At 59.2% G+C, this 17205-nt stretch carries 16 protein-coding genes; 8 read left to right on the top strand and 8 right to left on the bottom strand.

The window, feature by feature from the left end; translation table 11 throughout:
- Window positions 1-176: 176 nt before the first annotated feature.
- Complete coding sequence (aroC, locus tag CJ255_RS08545; RefSeq protein ID WP_097643686.1) at window positions 177-1247, bottom strand: chorismate synthase; 1071 nt, start codon at window positions 1245-1247, stop codon at window positions 177-179.
- 170 nt (window positions 1248-1417) lie between these two features.
- On the bottom strand, window positions 1418-1609 hold the full coding sequence (locus tag CJ255_RS08540) for a hypothetical protein (protein WP_124681869.1): 192 nt from the start codon (window positions 1607-1609) through the stop codon (window positions 1418-1420).
- Window positions 1610-1984: 375 nt separating this feature from the next.
- Here CJ255_RS08540 and CJ255_RS08535 point away from each other — a divergent pair, with 375 nt between their 5' ends.
- Both CJ255_RS08535 and CJ255_RS08530 read left to right on the top strand, forming a co-directional pair.
- The gene (locus tag CJ255_RS08535; protein WP_097643685.1) at window positions 1985-2503 is read left to right on the top strand and encodes a Dps family protein; all 519 of its coding nucleotides are present in this window, start codon (window positions 1985-1987) and stop codon (window positions 2501-2503) included.
- Between the two features lie 286 nt (window positions 2504-2789).
- Complete coding sequence (locus tag CJ255_RS08530; RefSeq protein ID WP_097643684.1) at window positions 2790-3935, top strand: patatin-like phospholipase family protein; 1146 nt, start codon at window positions 2790-2792, stop codon at window positions 3933-3935.
- Here CJ255_RS08530 and CJ255_RS08525 read toward each other — a convergent pair.
- Window positions 3907-4401, bottom strand: coding sequence for a hypothetical protein (locus CJ255_RS08525; RefSeq protein ID WP_097643683.1), 495 nt, complete (start codon window positions 4399-4401; stop codon window positions 3907-3909). The genes CJ255_RS08530 and CJ255_RS08525 overlap by 29 nt on opposite strands.
- Window positions 4331-4774 (bottom strand): hypothetical protein, encoded by a 444-nt coding sequence (locus CJ255_RS22635; RefSeq protein ID WP_124681868.1) that lies wholly within the window; start codon window positions 4772-4774, stop codon window positions 4331-4333. The genes CJ255_RS08525 and CJ255_RS22635 overlap by 71 nt, the downstream gene beginning before the upstream one ends.
- 454 nt (window positions 4775-5228) lie before the next feature.
- On the opposite strand from CJ255_RS22635, the gene CJ255_RS08520 reads away from it, so the two are divergent.
- From CJ255_RS08520 to CJ255_RS08495, 6 genes are all read left to right on the top strand, one after another.
- Complete coding sequence (locus CJ255_RS08520; protein WP_097643682.1) at window positions 5229-5612, top strand: division/cell wall cluster transcriptional repressor MraZ; 384 nt, start codon at window positions 5229-5231, stop codon at window positions 5610-5612.
- A gap of 346 nt (window positions 5613-5958) precedes the next feature.
- A complete protein-coding gene (locus tag CJ255_RS08515) occupies window positions 5959-6159 on the top strand; it encodes a hypothetical protein (protein ID WP_097643681.1) in 201 nt (66 codons plus the stop codon).
- A gap of 246 nt (window positions 6160-6405) precedes the next feature.
- On the top strand, window positions 6406-9537 hold the full coding sequence (locus CJ255_RS08510; RefSeq protein ID WP_097643680.1) for an NACHT domain-containing protein: 3132 nt from the start codon (window positions 6406-6408) through the stop codon (window positions 9535-9537).
- Between the two features lie 214 nt (window positions 9538-9751).
- Complete coding sequence (locus CJ255_RS08505) at window positions 9752-11134, top strand: CHAT domain-containing protein (protein WP_097643679.1); 1383 nt, start codon at window positions 9752-9754, stop codon at window positions 11132-11134.
- Between the two features lie 76 nt (window positions 11135-11210).
- Window positions 11211-13067 (top strand): N-acetylmuramoyl-L-alanine amidase, encoded by a 1857-nt coding sequence (locus CJ255_RS08500; RefSeq protein WP_097643678.1) that lies wholly within the window; start codon window positions 11211-11213, stop codon window positions 13065-13067.
- A gap of 218 nt (window positions 13068-13285) precedes the next feature.
- Window positions 13286-14098 (top strand): gasdermin, encoded by an 813-nt coding sequence (locus CJ255_RS08495; protein ID WP_439100145.1) that lies wholly within the window; start codon window positions 13286-13288, stop codon window positions 14096-14098.
- On the opposite strand, the gene CJ255_RS23465 is transcribed toward CJ255_RS08495, so the two are convergent.
- From CJ255_RS23465 to CJ255_RS08480, 4 genes are all read right to left on the bottom strand, one after another.
- Entirely contained in the window at window positions 14054-14221 is a 168-nt protein-coding gene (locus tag CJ255_RS23465; protein WP_165774625.1) for a hypothetical protein, read from the bottom strand. The genes CJ255_RS08495 and CJ255_RS23465 overlap by 45 nt on opposite strands.
- Before the next feature lie 150 nt (window positions 14222-14371).
- Window positions 14372-15505 (bottom strand): DNA polymerase III subunit beta, encoded by a 1134-nt coding sequence (gene dnaN, locus CJ255_RS08490; RefSeq protein ID WP_097643676.1) that lies wholly within the window; start codon window positions 15503-15505, stop codon window positions 14372-14374.
- A gap of 126 nt (window positions 15506-15631) precedes the next feature.
- The gene (gene phoU, locus CJ255_RS08485) at window positions 15632-16291 is read right to left on the bottom strand and encodes a phosphate signaling complex protein PhoU (RefSeq protein ID WP_097643675.1); all 660 of its coding nucleotides are present in this window, start codon (window positions 16289-16291) and stop codon (window positions 15632-15634) included.
- Between the two features lie 253 nt (window positions 16292-16544).
- Complete coding sequence (locus tag CJ255_RS08480) at window positions 16545-17147, bottom strand: TetR/AcrR family transcriptional regulator (protein WP_097643673.1); 603 nt, start codon at window positions 17145-17147, stop codon at window positions 16545-16547.
- Window positions 17148-17205: the final 58 nt, after the last annotated feature.

Below are 17205 nucleotides of genomic sequence, written 5' to 3'. Positions count from 1 at the left end.
GATTGGAGATTGGAGATTGGAGATTGGAGATTGGAGATTGGAGATTGGAGATTGGAGATTGGAGATTGGAGATTGCCTGCTTCCTGCTTCCTACTTCCTACTTCCTGCTTCCTACTTCCTGCTTCCTACTTCCTGCTTCCTGCTTCCTGCTTCCTGCTTCCTGCTTCCTAAACTTCCTACACCCGATCCATACGCTGACGCAGCAGATGATCGGCCAGCACGAGGGCAAGCATAGCTTCGGCAATCGGCACGAGGCGTGGCAACACCGTGGGATCGTGGCGTCCGTGAACCGTGATGGTGGCAGGATCGCCCGCTTGATTGACGGTGGACTGTGGTTGCGCGATGCTGGCGGGTGGTTTGGCTGCGAGGCGAAGGATAATCTCTTCGCCAGTCGAGATGCCACCCAAGATGCCGCCGTGGTGGTTGGTGCTGGTACCTATACTACCATCAGCGTGGCGTACAAAGGGATCATTGTGTTGCGAGCCACGGGCATGGGCCACCCCAAAGCCCTCACCAAACTCAACGCCCTTGATCGCCGGAATGGAGAACATCGCCTTCCCGATGTCGGCCTGGAGCTTATCGAAGACCGGCTCGCCGAGGCCGGGGGGCACACCACGGGCACGAACTTCAACGATACCGCCGAGTGAATCGCGTTCACGACGAGCCTGATCAACCTGCGCCACCATCAATTCAGCTACTGCGGCATCGGGGCAGCGCATAATATTACGCTCAATCTCCTGCTCATCAATCTGTTGTGCCCGCAGACCGCCGAGTTGCAGCGTATAGGCAACAATCGTGATCCCAGCGGTTGCCAAGAGCAACTTCGCCACCGCACCACCCGCAACGCGGCCAATCGTCTCACGGGCAGAAGAGCGCCCGCCGCCGCGCCAATCGCGGAAGCCATACTTTACGTCCCAGCTATAATCGGCGTGGCCGGGGCGATAGAGTTGCTTTATATCCTCGTAGTGGCCAGGCTTCGCATCGGTATTGCGTACCAGCATACTCAGCGGTGTACCCGTGGTACGGCCCTCAAAGAGGCCCGAAAGAATCTCCACGCGGTCGAGTTCTTGACGCTGCGAACTGACCTTACTCTGCCCAACGCGCCGCCGATCCAACTCACGCTGCACATCGTCCACACTGAGGGCCAAGCCAGCGGGGCAGCCATCAAGCGTACACCCAACCGCCACGCCGTGCGACTCGCCCCATGTAGTGAGGCGAAAGACCTGCCCAAAACTATTACCTGCCATAACGAGAAACTAGGATAGAGAAAATAGAAAAGAGGAAACCGTGTTTGTGCTGTTTAGGGTGTGCGAGGGAACCTGGTTCCCTCGCGCTCCCCTATCGGCTATCGAAGCGAAAGCCTATTGGGACGCCAGCTCGGCAATCGGCAATCTGCAATCTACAATCGTAAATGGTATTAGCGGCGGCGGTAGCGCATTGACTTATCATACTCATCAACCGCCTTGCGTGCCGAGTTATAGAGATCGCGCCAATTCAAGACCTCTACATCGGGGAGCTTGCGTCGCCGTTCGAGGATGACCCACACCCACAGACCTGCCTGAGCGATCAGTACGAAGACCATAATCCCGATCATGATCCACAAATCCATCGGAACCCTGCCTTTCCCATAGTCGTGCAGATGCTGTTTCTGGAGCGTAGGACTTGATTGGGGCTGTTCTCAGTGGGCCACGCCCGCCTATCGCCCATCCCTACTTCAAGATACCGTATCTGCCTAACTATACAACCAACGCCTTTGGGTATATAGTACTGTGCTTTGACATTCCATGCAACTATGGTATTTGAAGTGGCCCTGGGTGAAGTACTTACACAAATTGCATCTTGCGAAACTTTCTGGTAGAATCAGGTAGTACGCAGAGGGATTACTATACACGAAGCAGGTATGTTGTTACCATACTGCCGTTGGATGCTAGTCGGGATAGTGTTGGGCTATCCTGCTTCAACAAGGTAAGGAGTAGTGTTACGTATGACTACAGAGATTGCTGGACAGATTACGACCACCCCGACGCCTGATCTGGGCCTGAGTGCGGCCAATACGCAAGGAGTTGCGACGCTACTTGCCCGTCTGCTAGCCGATGAGCATGTGCTCTATATGCGTCTACGCAACTACCACTGGAACATTGTTGGCATGGCCTTTGGCCCGTTGCATGCGCTCTTCCAGGAGCAGTACGAGGCTTTGGCTGATGATATTGACGACATTGCCGAGCGCATTCGTATGCTTGGCCCCAATGTTCCCGGTACGCTCACCGAGATGTTGCAGCTTACCACATTAGCCGAGCAGCCCGGCGATCTACCAGATGATCGCAGCATGATCAAGCAGCTTGTGGCCGATCATGAGGCGATCATTCGCAACCTCCGCAACGATGTACGTGCCAGTGATGAGCAGTATGACGACATGGGTACCAGCGACTACCTGACTGGTCTCATGGAGAAGCACGAGAAGATGGCGTGGCTGCTGCGTGCCCACATTGAGCAGCGCGGGTAATGCTTCGTTGCGCTACCGTTGCTCCTGAAGCTCCGAATAGAACGTTGGGATGCCCAGGATGGCCCTCACCCCCTACCCCCTTCGACAAGCTCAGGGCACCGCCTCTCCCACGTTGTGGGAGAGGGGCGAAGGCACCACTGTTTTTTTGCGTTCCTTATCATCAAGAACACGAAAGCCCATTGAGACGCCATGTTCGGCAATCTACAATCTACAATCTACAATCTGAAATGGTATATTCCCACGTTTATCCCTATGCAGAACAAGCAGCGCATAGGGGGAGGCGGGTATGGGGGAGCGCAAGAAGGCGTTGGTGCTTTCGGGGGGTGGGGCGCGTGGTGCCTACCATGTGGGGGTGATCCGGGCCTTGGTGGAGTTGGGTTGGATGGAGGATGGGCGCGGGCCGGATTTGCTCGCAGGGACATCAATCGGGGCGATCAATGCGGCGGCCTTGGCCTCGGGTTTACGGGTGGCCCAATTGGAGCAGCGTTGGCGCACCATGCATACCGAGGATGTGCATCGCCTCTCGGCTGATCTGCCTCTGGTGACGCGGCCCTTTGCACGCTTTTTGCTGCATAGTATCTTGACTTCGGAGCGGCGCAATGGGGTGACACCTGCGTTGCCACGCCAAGAAGTTGGGCAGAGTGCGTGGAGTTGCTTTACACGTTTGGCCAACCTCTTCCGCAGTCGCCCTTTTCGCAGCCTGCTCGATACGCAGCCCTGGCGCCATACCCTAGCGGGCTGGATGGATTTTGCGCGGATCAATAGCCCGGCTGCGCCAGCGCTGCTCATTGCAGCCACCGAATTGCAGACTGGTGGGCTTGAAGTCTTTTGTAATCGGCCCTTGCGTGGACGGCCCGCAACCAGACTGGGCATCGAACACCTCATGGCCTCATCGAGTATCCCGGTGGTCTATCCGTGGACCGAGATTGGCGCAGGGAAATACTGGGACGGTGCAGTACTGGCCAATACGCCGCTCGACCCGGTGATTGAGTTGGCAGGCGAAGATAGCCTTGAGATCATTGTGGTCATGATGACGCCCTGGAATTCCGATCATGCCATGCAGTGTGTGACCGGCCTGCCGCAAGATTTGGCCCAGGCATTGAGTCTCACCCTAGATTGGGCCCTATTGGCCTCCTACCGCGTCGCATTTCAGGCGATCAGCCAACGCAACCAATTGGCAGACGCGGTAGCACGGTTGCAGGCTGCCGGCCTAGCGCCACCCGCAGGGCCATTGCCGCGCCCCATGGCCCTGCCAACCGTGATTGCCCCGCTCGAACCAATGCCCTTAGACTGGATCATTGACTACGAACACCACAACCACGAACATCTCTTTGCATTGGGCTATCAGGATGCGCTGCGGGTGCTACAGCAGAACGTGGGAGAACCAAGTTCTCCCACATCCGCTAAGCTCTTCCAAGACCGCCCTCAGTAAGCAGGCGCACGACACGTTCGATACGAGTGATTGCTCGTGAGAGCAGCAGGGCAAGATCGGCGATGATGGCCTCGCAGAGGGCGGGGTTTTTGGCGATCTTATCACGTAGGGGTCGGATGCTTGCTTCAGCCTCATCGAGACTGTTGATCGCACGTTCAAGATACTCCTCGGCCTCATCACGCTGGCGAGTTGCGACCTGGGGCCAACGCCCATTGATGGGCTTGCCTTTGGCCACGGCGATGAAACGGCGTACACGTTCAGTGCGTGCGAGCGCATCGGAGAGGTAGCGCTCGGTGTCGGTGATGAGCACGAGAGCAAGGTTCTGATTGGCCCCTACCTTGGCGCGGGCGCCATCAAGCGTGGTTTGGGCACGTTGCAAAATGTGGGTTGCCTCATCAGCAAACCTCATTGCCCCCTCGCGCTCGTTCTCCACCTCGTTCGGCCAGCGGCGTGGTGTCGTGGACATAGGCTTTCGCGCTCTTTAACTCGCGCGCCGTGGTGTAACGCAGCAGTTCCATCTGGCGCAGCATCGCCTCGCCGATCTGCCAAAGGATGATTGGGGTGCCCGCAGCGATGAAGCTGCGCCAAATTGCCCCTTCATAGAGGCGCCAATCTACCTGCTGTGTCTTCCGTGCGGTCAGCGCAACCGGAACCAGTGAGATGAGAACACCGCCTGCAACCTCGGCCCAGATGTGATCGGGCTTGATGGGGTAGTGCCGTTCGAGATAGCTCAACGTTGCGGCATAGATAGTCGAAACTCCTAAAACCTTCAGCGTCACCTCGAATGTCATGCCCTCTGGACCGGGGGTGTTCTCGTTGTCGAGACGAGACCTGTTCATGTTCCTCGCTTCCTTTCGTTGTCTCGTGGGGGGTATTATACTCGCTTATTCGTCCTTTGTCTAGTCCTTATTGGGTGCTTGTTGGGATTTTAATCTGGGCCTAGCATGAGGCTGAGTGTGGCTTGGTGTGGGCGTATCTATTGGTGCTACCTCCTCGTTTTATGCGTACTGGCCTGGAAAAGCTTGCGCCGATTGTACTGGCTTGGCGGCTTACACGATGGGTACAGCCTGTGTATCGGGTGAAAGCTCTGCTTGCTTGCATCCTACTACAAATAGTAGCAGTTGACAAGAGCCTCAAATGTGCTAATTAGCGCGTGTCAAATTGCCCCCAAAATAGGCCAAAAGGGGGCTTAACAAGTCCTAAACTATGTGCTATAGTATCACCCAACAAGAACCCAATAAGAACCCAATTAAGTCTAAGCAGAGCGTGTAATCCGCAAAGGTGGTACCCCCCATGTTGTTCGGTACGTGGCGCCTCGACCGCACCAGTGATGGACGTTTTGTGCTGCCGTCCGCGTGGCATGCCGTTACCTCGGCAGGTTTGACCATTACCCGTGGCTTTGAGCCATGCCTCCAACTCTTTCCGCTGGCTACGTGGCAGCCGCTCGCGCAGCGGGTGAGTAGCCTGCCGCTCACGGCTGCTGCGGCACGCATGCTGCGCCGCTTGCTCTTCAGTGCGGCTGCACAGCTTGTGCCCGACGCGGAGGCATGTGTTGCCATTCCGCCCCGGCTGCTCGCCTATGCCAACCTTGCGGCTGGTGCGGTGGCAGTGGGCATGGTGAGTTATGTGGAACTCTGGTCGCCGGAGTGTCTTGCTCAGGGGGAGTGCAGTTCTTAGATGCTGTCTGAAACATCTATGAACTGGTGTTGGAGTGCCGGCGTTAGCCGGCTAACGCCGGCACTCCAACGGTAAAGCTGATTGGCCTCCGACGGAGTGCCGACGTTAGTCGGCTGAGATCGCCGACAACCTCTGGATGCCGGCTAACGCCGGCACTCCAACGGTAAAGCTGATTGGCCTCCGACGGAGTGCCGACGTTAGTCGGCTGAGATCGCCGACAACCTCTGGATGCCGGCTAACGCCGGCACTCCAACGGTAAAGCTGAAAGGCTGTTTCTGAAACCATCCCTTTGCGTTCTTTTGCGGCAAACCTACTTTCCTAACTTACAGTTTCAAGGAGACTTCCAATGCTTCACATACTCCCCCCCCATTCGCTGGCTTCGTCGAGTGCTGCGGTGGCCCGTGCGCGTCTGCATGTGGCTCTGCGGGTTGATCGTAGCCATGTGGCGGCGGCGTCCCCTCGGTCTGGCGGGCGTGTATCCGCTGGCGAGGCGGGCGAGGCGCTGTTGCGCCGTTTGCTCAGTGAGAAGATGCGGGACGAGGGGTGAAGGCTTTCAGTTATAGAGTTTTTGCAGAGATACAGAGTTTTTCACCACAGAGACACAGAGAACACAGAGTGGGTATGGCACAGCCATTACCAGCGTTGCGGCTCCCTGCTGTTCCAAACTCTGTGCCCTCGGTGCCTCTGTGGTGCAATTCTCGGTATCTCTTCTCGGTGGTGTTTTGGATCCCTTGTTCAGAAGACTCTCTCCCTCGTCACTCGTCACTCATAACGGGGATAACAGGCATTTGGCATGAATATGTTGGCTCTACGTTTGGCTACGGTACTCGCTGATCTGGCGGGGGCTATTGGTGATGGTGTTGCTGATTTGCCTGAGGCGGCACCGCTGCTGGTGCGCTGTCAGGCGCTTCAGGGTTTGACGGTGGCACCGCGGGCTGCTGCGTTTGAGCGGGCGGTGACTCAGGCGGTTGGGCACATGAAACAAGCGCATGGTGCGGCGGTGGCACCGCTGTTGACGCTGTTGAGCGATGAGCGGCCTGTGGCAGTTCGTTTTGCCACTTTGAGCTTTGAGGAACTCTGGTTTGCGCTTCAGCCTGATCGGGCCCGTTTGGTTGAGTGCTACCGACGTGAGGTGCGGCCCGCCCTGGCCTCCAGTGATCTCACGCTGCCCGCTTGGTCGCAATTGGGGCCGCTGCTGCTCCAATTTGTTGGTACGCTGTTGCCCCAGGCTTGCGCCGCCCAGATGCGCCTGCGCGAGATTGTGCCTACTGCGGCTGAACGGGAATACTGCACGCCGTTGCGGGTTGCGCAACGTAGCGCCCCGCCACCCCTGGTTGAGCAGCTTGGCCAGACGATTGTGGCAACCAATGGGGCGGCGATTGCCCATGTGCAACAGACGATTGTCCATGGTGATCTGGTGGCGGCGCTGCCTGCGCCACATGATTTGACCCTGCTCTATGCGCGTTATCGGGCGTTTGTGGTTGAAACCTATGGGAGCCTCGATTTTCGTGGCTTGTTGCAGATTCAGGCGGCTACGCGCTTGGGCCTTGATCAGATTTATGTTGAGGGGGCCGCTCTGCCCCATCAGCATAGTGCGGAAGCGCAACCGCTGCACGCTTTGGTGCGCGAGCAGCCGCTGCTGGTGGTGCTGGGTGATCCGGGGAGCGGTAAGAGTACGTTGGTGCGCTATCTGCTGCTGACGCTTACCCGTGGTGATGCCCAGGCCAATCTGGGGCTTGAGCCGCTCTGGTTGCCGATCTTTTTTCCTGTGGCTGCCTTTGCGGCGGCGCGCGCACGTAATGCCGATTTGGCCCCGCTGGACTATTTGAGCGACTACTACCGGGGGTTGTCGCAACCCGATTATGGCCCGCTCTTTGAACGGGCGCTGGCCTTGGGGCGGGCTATGCTGCTCTTTGATGGCCTTGATGAGGTGCGCGAAGACCGGCGGGCGATTGTGCATGCGCTGGAAGCTTGTGCCCGCGAGTGGGATGCGCTGGGTAATCGTTTCATTGCGACGGCGCGGATTGTGGGCTACGATGATGCCCCACTCGATCCGAGCCTCTTTGCCACGGTGACGCTGGCACCGCTCAATGATGACCAGATTAGCCACTTTGTTGTGCGCTGGTCGCGGGCCTATGCTGCCTTGGGCTTCGCTCCGGCTGCGCCCGCTGATGCGCTGCTTGATGATCTGGTGCGCCACGCGGCCCTAGCCGAACAGGAGCGCCAGATTGCACGCCGCAGTGCCGCCCTGCACGCAGCGGTCTTTGGCGAGCGCCATGTCACTGCGTTGGCCCGTAATCCCCTACTGCTCACGATCCTGGCGCTCATCCACAATCAAGGGGCGCGCCTGCCCGACCGCCGCGTGGAGCTCTATCGGCTCTGTGTGGTGGCGCTTGCCGAGACCTGGAACCGCGCCCGTTCGCTCAGCGGGCGGCCTGTGGATGTCCATCTGGGCGATGAGTTGCTCGATGAGCGCTTCGTGGTCAATCTGCTGGGCCCGGTGGCCCTTTGGCTGCACGGCGAGCAGGCGGGCGGCTTGGTGGATCAGGATGAGCTTGAGGGGCGCATTGCGGCGACCCTGGTGCAGACTGATGGTTTGCCGCGTCAGCGGGCGCGTCGTTTGGCTCACGATTTTGTTGAATTGATGCGCCGCGAGACGGGCCTGCTGCAGGAGCGCGGCTATCGCCGTTTTGGTTTTTTGCATTTGACCTTTGAGGAGTATCTGGCTGCACGCGGCCTGCTGGAGTCGCTGGCAGTCGCCGAGCCGGAGGCGCTACTCTGCCAGTGGGCTGGCGATGTGCGTTGGCGCGAGGTGCTGCGCCTTGCGGTAGCGGCAGCCCCCCAGCGCGAAGCGGGGCGCATGCTGCACCTGATTCTCACTGCACCCGCTGCCGGTAGCGACTATGGCCGTCCGCTGGTGTTGGCGGGCGAATGTCTGCTTGATGTGGGGCGCAATGGTGCGGGGGGCCAAGCCTGGGATGCGGTGACGGAGGCGCTGATGGGCCTCTTGGATGATCATGCCGCACCCGTGGCGATCAGGGTTGCCGCTGGTACCACCCTTGGGCAGTTGGGCGATCCACGCCTGCTTGAGGCCACCACAGGCCGGGCGACGGCCTCGTCCGACTACTGGTGTACCGTTGCGGCTGGGCCCTTCTGGTGGGGCGACGAGGCGGCGCAAGGGGCGCGGCGGGCCGCGTTGCAGCGCAGCGAGCTAGGCTACAACCTGCGGATCGCACGCTACCCGGTGACCAACGCGGAGTTTCAGCACTTCATTGATGCCGGGGGCTATACGACGCCGACTTGGTGGAGTGTGGCGGGCCAGCGCTTCTTGGCTGCCGATGGGCCGCGCACGCTTCCTGATGAGGCGGGCAGCCTGATTACCCAGCCGGGTCTTTGGGCCAACAGCGCCTACAACAGCCCCAACCAACCCGTCGTGGGCGTCTCGTGGTACGAGGCGAGCGCCTACTGCGCCTGGTTGACGGCTGAGGGGCGACGGGCGGGTTGGCTCTATCCGGGTGAACGGCTGCGTCTGCCCACTGCGCTCGAATGGGAGTGTGCGGCACGCGGTGGTGAACAACGGCGCTACCCCTGGGGCGACGAGCCACCAGAGGCGCAGCGGGCCAACTATAGCGCCACGGGCCTGCGTGTACCCGCGCCAGTGGGCTGCTTCCCCACCGGCGCAGCAGCCTGTGGTGCCCGCGATCTGGCGGGCAACGTCTGGGAATGGACCGCCAGCCGCGCAGCCAACCTGAGCGACCTCACCCCATGTAGCGACATCGCCCTCGACGAGTTGCCAGTGATCAAGGGCGGCGCCTTCAACTGGGAGGCCGAAGCACTACGCTGCGGAGCGCACTACTGGTTCCATCCAGCGCAACGGCACAACCTCTTGGGCTTCCGCCTCGTCTGGGTGGCAGAGGGAGGTTAAGAGGGAGAAGAGAGGTTATGAGGGCACAGAGAAATTTCACCACAGAGGCACAGAGAGCACAGAGGGTTTTTAATTTTGAGAGTATTCATAAATTTCTTAACTGATTCCTCACCTAAAAAATTCAACATCCTCTGTGTCCTCTGTGCCTCTGTGGTGAAATTTCTCTGTAAAACTCTATAAAACTCTATAAAACGCTCTTAGAAGGAGTCTCTCTATGCTCTCCACACCCGATCCAATCGCCCTCGAACTCAACTTCATCCCCCAGGGCGAGGGGGCGATTATTCGTTGGGAGGCCGCAGTCTTGGGGGTGCGCCTGAGTCGTCTGGGTGCGCCGATTCCGCCGGAGGATGTGGCGTTGGTGTTGCGGGCCTTAGATATGCTCCAAGACCCCGACTATCCTTTGGCCCGCACGGCCCATCAGGAGCGTCAGTTTACGCTGAGTAGCGATGAGCGGGCCCGTTTGGCCGATCTGAAGCTGATCAGCTCCCACGGCCATGTGGTGAATGATGCTCCCCGGCGGCTTGGGCGGCGGCTCTTTGCCGCACTGACCGAAGATGTGGCGGGGCGGGTGGCGCTCGACGCGGTACGTGATCACGCCCTCGCCACAGGCGCGCCGCTGCACATCACGCTCGGCTTCCCACCTGAAGCGGCGCGGCTGGCCGCTTTGCCCTGGGAGCTGCTCTGGGATGCGGGGCCAGCCCCGCTGCTCTTAGGACGCGGCATGCAGGGCAGCCTGACGCGCCGCCTCGATCTGGCGCAGGCGCTCCCGCCGCCGCGCCGAGGCAGTGGGCCACTCCGCATTCTGGCCATCTCGCCTATGGCCGGGATTGGCCCAGAGTTGCGCCAAGTGGAACGCGCCGCCCGCCAAGAGGCCCTGGCCCCACTGCTCCACAAAGGCTTGGCCTTGGTGCATGAGCTTGAACCGGCCAACCGCGAAGCCCTTGCCGATGCCGTGAGCCTCCACGGGCCCTTCGACATCATCCACTTCTATGGGCATGGGCGGCTACGTGGGCCTGAAGGCGAACTGCTGCTCGACACACCACGGGGGGGCGACTGGTTTTCAGCCGGAGCCATGGCCAGCCTCGTAGGTGGCGTCGGCCTTGTGGCCCTCTTTGCCTGCCAAGGGGCCAGCATCAACGTCGGCGCGGGCGAAGCGCTGCTCGGAGGTGTAGCCCAAACCCTCGTTGCCGCTGGCGCACCCGCCGTCTTAGGCATGCAACTGGCAGTTCGCGCCAGTGCCGCAGCGCGAGCCGCCGCCTGCATCTACCACGCCCTCGCCACAGGTGAAAGTCTCCAACATGGGGTCGCCCTAGCCCGCCGCGCCCTCTTCGTCAGCGAGCGAGACACCACCTCCTGGTTTGTGCCGACACTCTACCTACGCGAGCGCAGCGGCGGCCCCTATTGCCTACGGCCAACCCTACCCCCAAGCACACCCAATGCAGCAGCGCAGGCACAACGTTCCCAACAGAGCGTCATCGCCCGTGGCGGCACCATTCGCGCCCTGCGCATCCAAGGGCAACCCGGCAGCACCCAGCGCGTCTACGCCAGCGCCGGGGGGCGGATTGCGGATGTGGTGATGAAGCAGGGAGTGAATTGATGAATAGGAGAACAGAGGAACAGGGGAACAGAGAACAGGAGAACAGAGCACAGAGGAACAGGAGTACAAGAGCAAAATGGAAATTACATGGATCGGCATGACCCGCCAGCACTACCAGCCTGGCAATGTGGAACGAATTCGCATGGTAGTGCTGCACGCTACTGCGGGGCGTTATCCGGGCGATTTTGGCTGGTTGCGTAAGGGCGGCGATGAACGCAGGCCGGTTTCGTGCCACTACTACATCGATAAGCGCGGCCAGATCAGCCAGTTTGTGAAGGATGGCGATATTGCCTGGCACGCGGGCGTGAGCCGTTGGGAGATTGATGGCGAGCTGCGCGAGAACCTCAATCGCTGTTCGTTGGGCATCGAGTTGGAGAATCTCAACACTGGGCGCGACCCCTACCCAGAGGAGCAGCTTGCGGCTGCGGTGGCCTTGACGCGCCTTTTGGTGCGCCGCTACAACGTACCACGCAACCAGTTGGTGCGTCACCTTGACATTAGCCCAGGGCGAAAAACCGATCCTGCGGGCTTCCCGTGGGCCAGTTTTGTTGCGCGGGTCTATGCAGAGGCGCACCAGCCCGCGCAGCCCGCCGAGGAGCATGTGCGTAGCCACATGCTCGATCTGGCCTATCGGGCTGCGGGGAGCGGCTTGAGCGCGGCGTGGCCACTTCACACGGTGGCCGAGCGGCGCGACTTGGGTATGCCGGTGGCCTTGATCAGCAATGCGACCTTGACGCCGCCGGGCCATACGGCCCAAGACGACCTTGATCGCGTTGTACGCTTACCAGGCCAGCCGCCGCTGCTCGTTGAGGTCTACGCCCGTGATCTGCTCTACGCCAACGTGACAGGTGAGAGCAGTGAGCCACCAGCAGCCGCGCAGGTGCGCCAGTTGACCACCTTGGCCGAAGGGCCGCTACAAGAAGCGCTGCTCGATCTCATGTTTCGCGCTGCCGATCCGGTCAATGGCTTCCGCGCCGATTGGGCCTTCCACCAGCACTTTCTCGACTACAGCGACGAACTAGGTGTGCCGATTGGCCCCAACCATCGCCTCACGCTCACGCCGCGCCGCGCCTTTGCCTGCCAGCACTACGCCCTCGACAGCCTCTGCTCGCCCGTGGGCGCATGGAAGACCATCTACCGGCTGAGTGAACTTGAGGGTAGTTTGCCGGGCTTGAGCGCAAGTGAGGTCATTGCCTTGCGTCACGCCCTCTTGGACGATCTCTACCGAGCGCGGACGGGGCGGCGCTACGATGCGAGTGCGCTGCTGAGTAGCTACGCGCAGCAGCATGAACTTGGAGCGCCGCTCGGCCCACCAGAGGTGGCCGTGATCGGCGACGAACCCTACCTGCTCATGCCCTTCGCCTGCGACGTACTGGCTTGTCGTCTACCGACACCCAACTGGCCCATCGAGCGCCCACTGCCCACAGCAACCAGCATCATCAGCCTGATGGCGGCCCAGCGCCCCCGCAGCGGCCTCAGCGCCCTCTTAAGCAGCAGTGGGCTCTTTCGGCGCTTCATCAAGCCCCAGGCAGCGCGGCGCTCTGGGGCTGAACCGATGCCGGGCGTCCTGCTGGGGCCGCGCGCCACCCAACCTAGCGTGCTTGATCTTGGGCCTACAGGCCGTCCGCCCGCAGCCAACGAAGCGCTCCCCGCACGCCTAGTGATTACGGCCAGCCCTGGCCCGGCCAGCGTTGATCTGCATAGTGCCAAGCAACACAAACGTTGGCACTACTACATTGACACCAGTGGCGCGATCTACCGTCTACGCGACGAACTAAGCAGCGTCGCGGGGCACCAAGGCGACCCAGCGATCATCGTCGCCAGCGAAGGCGATCCCGCCCGCGCCGGAGCAGCCCAACGCAGCGCCCTAAGCTGGTTGGTACGCTCATTGGCCACAATGTTGAAAATCCCGCCGGAGGGGGTAGGAAGATAAGAAAATTAGCGCGAAGAAGCCCTGGGCCGCGACGTTGGCTGAGCTTGTCGAAGCCAACGTCGCGGTGGCTTCGACAAGCTGGCTTCGGCAGGCTCAACCACCGAGCCAACGCGAAGCTTCCCCACGAGCCCAAGGCTTTTTCGCGCTAACAAACTCTTGTTGTTCCGTGTTGGCTTCGACAAGCTCAGCCAACACGGAACAAAAAACTAGGAGACCTCATGACCCTTTTTCGCCTATGCCGCGAGGACCCTTTAGTAAGCCTCGTGCATGAATTGTACGGCGCAAACATGGTACGTATCCCAGATGCACGGGTGCGCCCACTCTCGGTCGTCCTGTATCGCCAGGGGCGCAGCTTCTTTCGCGGCTCGCTGCTACCCCTACTCGACAACGCACAGCCGCTGGGCTTACAGCCACAAGCATCACTACTCACCGACATCTCAGGGCGGCGGTCGCGCCGAGTGACGCTCGATTTGGGGCTACACATCCTACGCGGCTTCCTGAGCGGCTTTGGGCTACCCCATGCCAGCCTCGAAGCGAGACTAAACGGCGCGGCCTACCTCGCCTTTGCCTTCCCGGCGGCCAAGCGTAGCGCCCTCGACATCAACGCGCTCGGTTGGGCGCTGACGGAACGGCGCATCGCACGGCACAACCCTGCAGCCACCATGCTCTTCAGCAGCGAACCCTACGAACTCTTCCTGATCGACTCGATCATCACCAGCCACCAGATCGCCATTGTCGTTGGCGGCACCCGCAAACAGCGGCTCAACCTCGACCTTGCTGCGCTACGCGAGGCTCTTGCCGAGCTAGGCGGCAGCGTCGAAACGGGGGCCGCAGGCGAAGTCGAACTGATCATCAGCAGCAAAGCCGAGCTCACCTTCGCCTTTTCGTGCGTGCGCGTCTGTTTCGATCATGAGGGCCAGATCACCAGCCTACCGCCCGACCCCTACACCCGCACCCTCAGCGAACACTGGTGTACAACCCTCCCACTAACAACGCACCCGGGCCTCTTGGTTTGGGATGAGAGATTGTAGATTGCAGATTGCAGATTGCAGATTGTAGATTGCAGATTGCAGATTGTAGATTGTAGATTGTAGATTGTAGATTGCCGGACATGGCATCTCAAGTGGCAAATCGGTGAAATTGCGAATCAACACAGAAGGCGGTGGCTTCGACAGGCTCAGCCACCGCCTTCTGTTCTTCTGTTCTTCTGTTCCTCTGTTCCTCTGTTCTTCTGTTCCTCTGTTCTTCTGTTCCTCTGTTCCTCTGTTCCTCTGTTCCTCTGTTCCTCTGTTCCTCTGTTCCTCTCAGCGAATACTCATAGGCATAATAATATGAATATAGCCTTCACTACCCACCGGCCTAAAGACCCCTGGGCTCTGGGCTGTCTGGGTTTCAATAGCAATCTGGGCGCTCTTGATCGCCCCCAATAGCTCCGCTAGGTATTTCACATTGAGTGCAATCTGACCGCCATCGCCAGTAATCATGCCATCAAGCTCGCCGGTATTATCGCCAACTTCAGCGGCATTGGCACTGATGGTCAAGCGCCCCGGCCCTAGATCACCACCCGGCTCCATGGTCAATTTGACCACATTCTGGCTTGCGGAGGCAAAGAAGGATGCCAGTTTGACCGCTTTGGTCAGTTCGGATGTTTCCAGAATAGTACGGGTCGTATACTGTTGGGGAATAATCCGTTCCACATCGGGGAAGCGGCCATCAATAAGACGCGAGACCAGTTCTGTATTTTCGGTATGGAAGAGTACTTGACTCCCACCAGCGGCCACCGTCAGGCTCAACACGCCCTGCGTCTCACTCGCGATGCGGCTCAACTCAGCCAAGGTACGGGCGGGCACAATAAACTCAATCTGCGCTTCTACTGGTTCTGGCATAGTGACGGTGCGCGTGGCCAAGCGGAAGCCGTCGGCAGCAGCCATGAAGAGGCGGTTCTCATTGAGGCGCACCAGCACCCCGGCCAACACTGGGCGCGAATCGTCGCTGGCAGCCGCAAAGACGACTTGATCAATCGCCTCCCGCAGCACATCGGGGGGCAAACTCGCCGCTGGTTGCTGGTCACTGATCGTTGGGATGTTGGGAAACTCTTCAGCCTCAATGCCCTTAATATTGGTAGTAAAGCGCCCACACTGAATCGTAATAGTTTGGGTACGGGCATCAAGCGTGATGGTAATGCGATCATTCGGTAGGCTACCTACCACATCGGTCAGCAGTTTAGCCGGTACCGTAATCGCCCCTTCCTCTTCGATTTGCGCCCCAATCCAATGGGTAATCCCAACTTCCAGATTGGTAGCCGCCAACTTGAGCCGCCCCCCATCGCAGGCCAGGAGCACATTGGACAAGACTGGCAAGGTGCTTTTTCCCGCAACCGCATGGCTTACGGTAGCCAGTCCGCGCTTGAGATTTTCTTGTAAACAGGTGAGCTTCATCCCCATTGTTCCTTATATCGTCTGGTTGGCGGTGCAGTGGGCCGTGCCCTCGTCCCGCTATTGCGCGCCGATTATAGCATAGAACAGATGCCCCAAGTCCAACAGCCTAGCATGTAATGATCAGCATCAATTGATCGTCTCGATACTACTGGTCACCAAATAGATCACCCGCTCGCCAATATTGGTCGCTCGGTCGGCTGAACGCTCGAGGGCGTGAACCACATCAATCATATCAATGGCCGCCTCGAAGCAATCCGGATCGCGCTTGGCATTGGCAATAATCTCGGCGCGCAAGCGATCTTCAAGTTCATCTACGCGCTCATCGCTCGCCGTTAGCGAATGGGCCAAGTCAACATCCTGGTGCAGAAAGGCTTCCAAACTCGTATGCACCATCTGCAAGGTGAGTTCGGCCATCTCTTGGATTTGTGGTGGCGGCGGCAGCAGCGCCGGGCGCTTGGTAGCCGAGCGTACCCGCCGTGCAATCGCATTCGCATAGTCGCCAATACGCTCCAGCTCACCCGCAATGGCAGTGACCACCGTGCAGAGCCGCAGGTCGCTGGCAACAATGGGCTGTTGTGTAGCCAACAGCATAATAGTGCGCTCTTCCAGGCTGCGCCACACCTCATCAATGCGACTATCATCGCTAATCACCTGAGCAGCCATTGCAGTATCCCAATGATCAAGCGCTTTCAAGGCGCGTAGCAGCGCCTGTTCAACCATGCTGCCCATACGCAGCAGGTCATCACGCAGGCCACCGATCTGATGAGCGTAGCGTTCGCGTAGCATATCAAGGACTCCTTGGGGAAGAGAGGAGGAGAAGAACAGAAGAACAAAGGAACAAAGGAACAAAGGAACAGAAGAACAGGGTGTATGCTTAAGGATACCACATCTGCCAAGAAAGCTTGTTAGGGAAGCAGAAATTTTTAAGTGTCCCAGCGGTCGTTGTGTCTCCCGCGACAACGACGGTAAGCACAATCTGCAATCTGCAATCTACAATCTGCAATCTGCAATCTGCAATCTACAATCTACAATCTGCAATCTACAATCGTAGTGGCTGCACACCCCGGCGAAAGATCATAACCGCATCGTCAGCCATGCGCTGGGGGTCAGCCGGGCTGCATGAACTGAGGTTGCCCATGTTGGGGGTTAGGATGAGTGCGTTGAAGATGCGTAGCAGGCTGGCGGCATCAAGGGTTGCATCAATTTCGCCAAGGGCTTGGGCCTCCTGAATGGTCGCCACGAGGCGTGCATCTACGCGCAGGAGCAAGGCCCGTGAGTCAGGGTTGCGCTCAAGGATGGTGAGAATTTCGGGCATGTGGAGTTGCATGGAGTTGGTACCATGCTCAATTTGAATGCGAATAGTATTGTGTAGAAATTCGAGTAGCCGAGCTAAAGGAGATGCGTCGTTGGCTGCTTCGAGTTGGGCAAAGACCCGTTCGATGAGTTGGCTGGCCATTGCGGCTACGAGGTCCTCTTTGGTGGGGAATTGATTGTAGAGCGTTGGTTTTGATACCCCCACCCGCGCTGCGAGATCCTCCATAGACATTGCCGCATAGCCACGCTCAGTCATGAGTTGGTGGGTCGCTTCGAGGATTTCGTCGCGGAGTAGCGCACGGCGACGTTCGCGCAGATTTTGGCTCATGGTTGTAGGAGAGTTGTTGCAGAGATACAGAGCGATTCACCACAGAGGCACAGAGGAC

Source organism: Candidatus Viridilinea mediisalina (genome assembly GCF_002532535.1).
GTDB lineage: Bacteria > Chloroflexota > Chloroflexia > Chloroflexales > Chloroflexaceae > Viridilinea > Viridilinea mediisalina.
The sequence above is the reverse complement of the archived record's forward strand: the minus strand, read 5'-3'. Positions and strand labels throughout refer to the sequence as shown.

Bases quoted from the DNA above. Each gene is read 5' to 3' on its own strand.
- aroC (WP_097643686.1), bottom strand. From the start codon at position 1,247: ATGGCAGGTAATAGTTTTGGGCAGGTCTTTCGCCTCACTACATGGGGC.
- CJ255_RS08540 (WP_124681869.1), bottom strand. From the start codon at position 1,609: ATGGATTTGTGGATCATGATCGGGATTATGGTCTTCGTACTGATCGCT.
- CJ255_RS08535 (WP_097643685.1), top strand. From the start codon at position 1,985: ATGACTACAGAGATTGCTGGACAGATTACGACCACCCCGACGCCTGAT.
- CJ255_RS08530 (WP_097643684.1), top strand. From the start codon at position 2,790: ATGGGGGAGCGCAAGAAGGCGTTGGTGCTTTCGGGGGGTGGGGCGCGT.
- CJ255_RS08525 (WP_097643683.1), bottom strand. From the start codon at position 4,401: ATGTCCACGACACCACGCCGCTGGCCGAACGAGGTGGAGAACGAGCGC.
- CJ255_RS22635 (WP_124681868.1), bottom strand. From the start codon at position 4,774: ATGAACAGGTCTCGTCTCGACAACGAGAACACCCCCGGTCCAGAGGGC.
- CJ255_RS08520 (WP_097643682.1), top strand. From the start codon at position 5,229: ATGTTGTTCGGTACGTGGCGCCTCGACCGCACCAGTGATGGACGTTTT.
- CJ255_RS08515 (WP_097643681.1), top strand. From the start codon at position 5,959: ATGCTTCACATACTCCCCCCCCATTCGCTGGCTTCGTCGAGTGCTGCG.
- CJ255_RS08510 (WP_097643680.1), top strand. From the start codon at position 6,406: ATGAATATGTTGGCTCTACGTTTGGCTACGGTACTCGCTGATCTGGCG.
- CJ255_RS08505 (WP_097643679.1), top strand. From the start codon at position 9,752: ATGCTCTCCACACCCGATCCAATCGCCCTCGAACTCAACTTCATCCCC.
- CJ255_RS08500 (WP_097643678.1), top strand. From the start codon at position 11,211: ATGGAAATTACATGGATCGGCATGACCCGCCAGCACTACCAGCCTGGC.
- CJ255_RS08495 (WP_439100145.1), top strand. From the start codon at position 13,286: ATGACCCTTTTTCGCCTATGCCGCGAGGACCCTTTAGTAAGCCTCGTG.
- dnaN (WP_097643676.1), bottom strand. From the start codon at position 15,505: ATGAAGCTCACCTGTTTACAAGAAAATCTCAAGCGCGGACTGGCTACC.
- phoU (WP_097643675.1), bottom strand. From the start codon at position 16,291: ATGCTACGCGAACGCTACGCTCATCAGATCGGTGGCCTGCGTGATGAC.
- CJ255_RS08480 (WP_097643673.1), bottom strand. From the start codon at position 17,147: ATGAGCCAAAATCTGCGCGAACGTCGCCGTGCGCTACTCCGCGACGAA.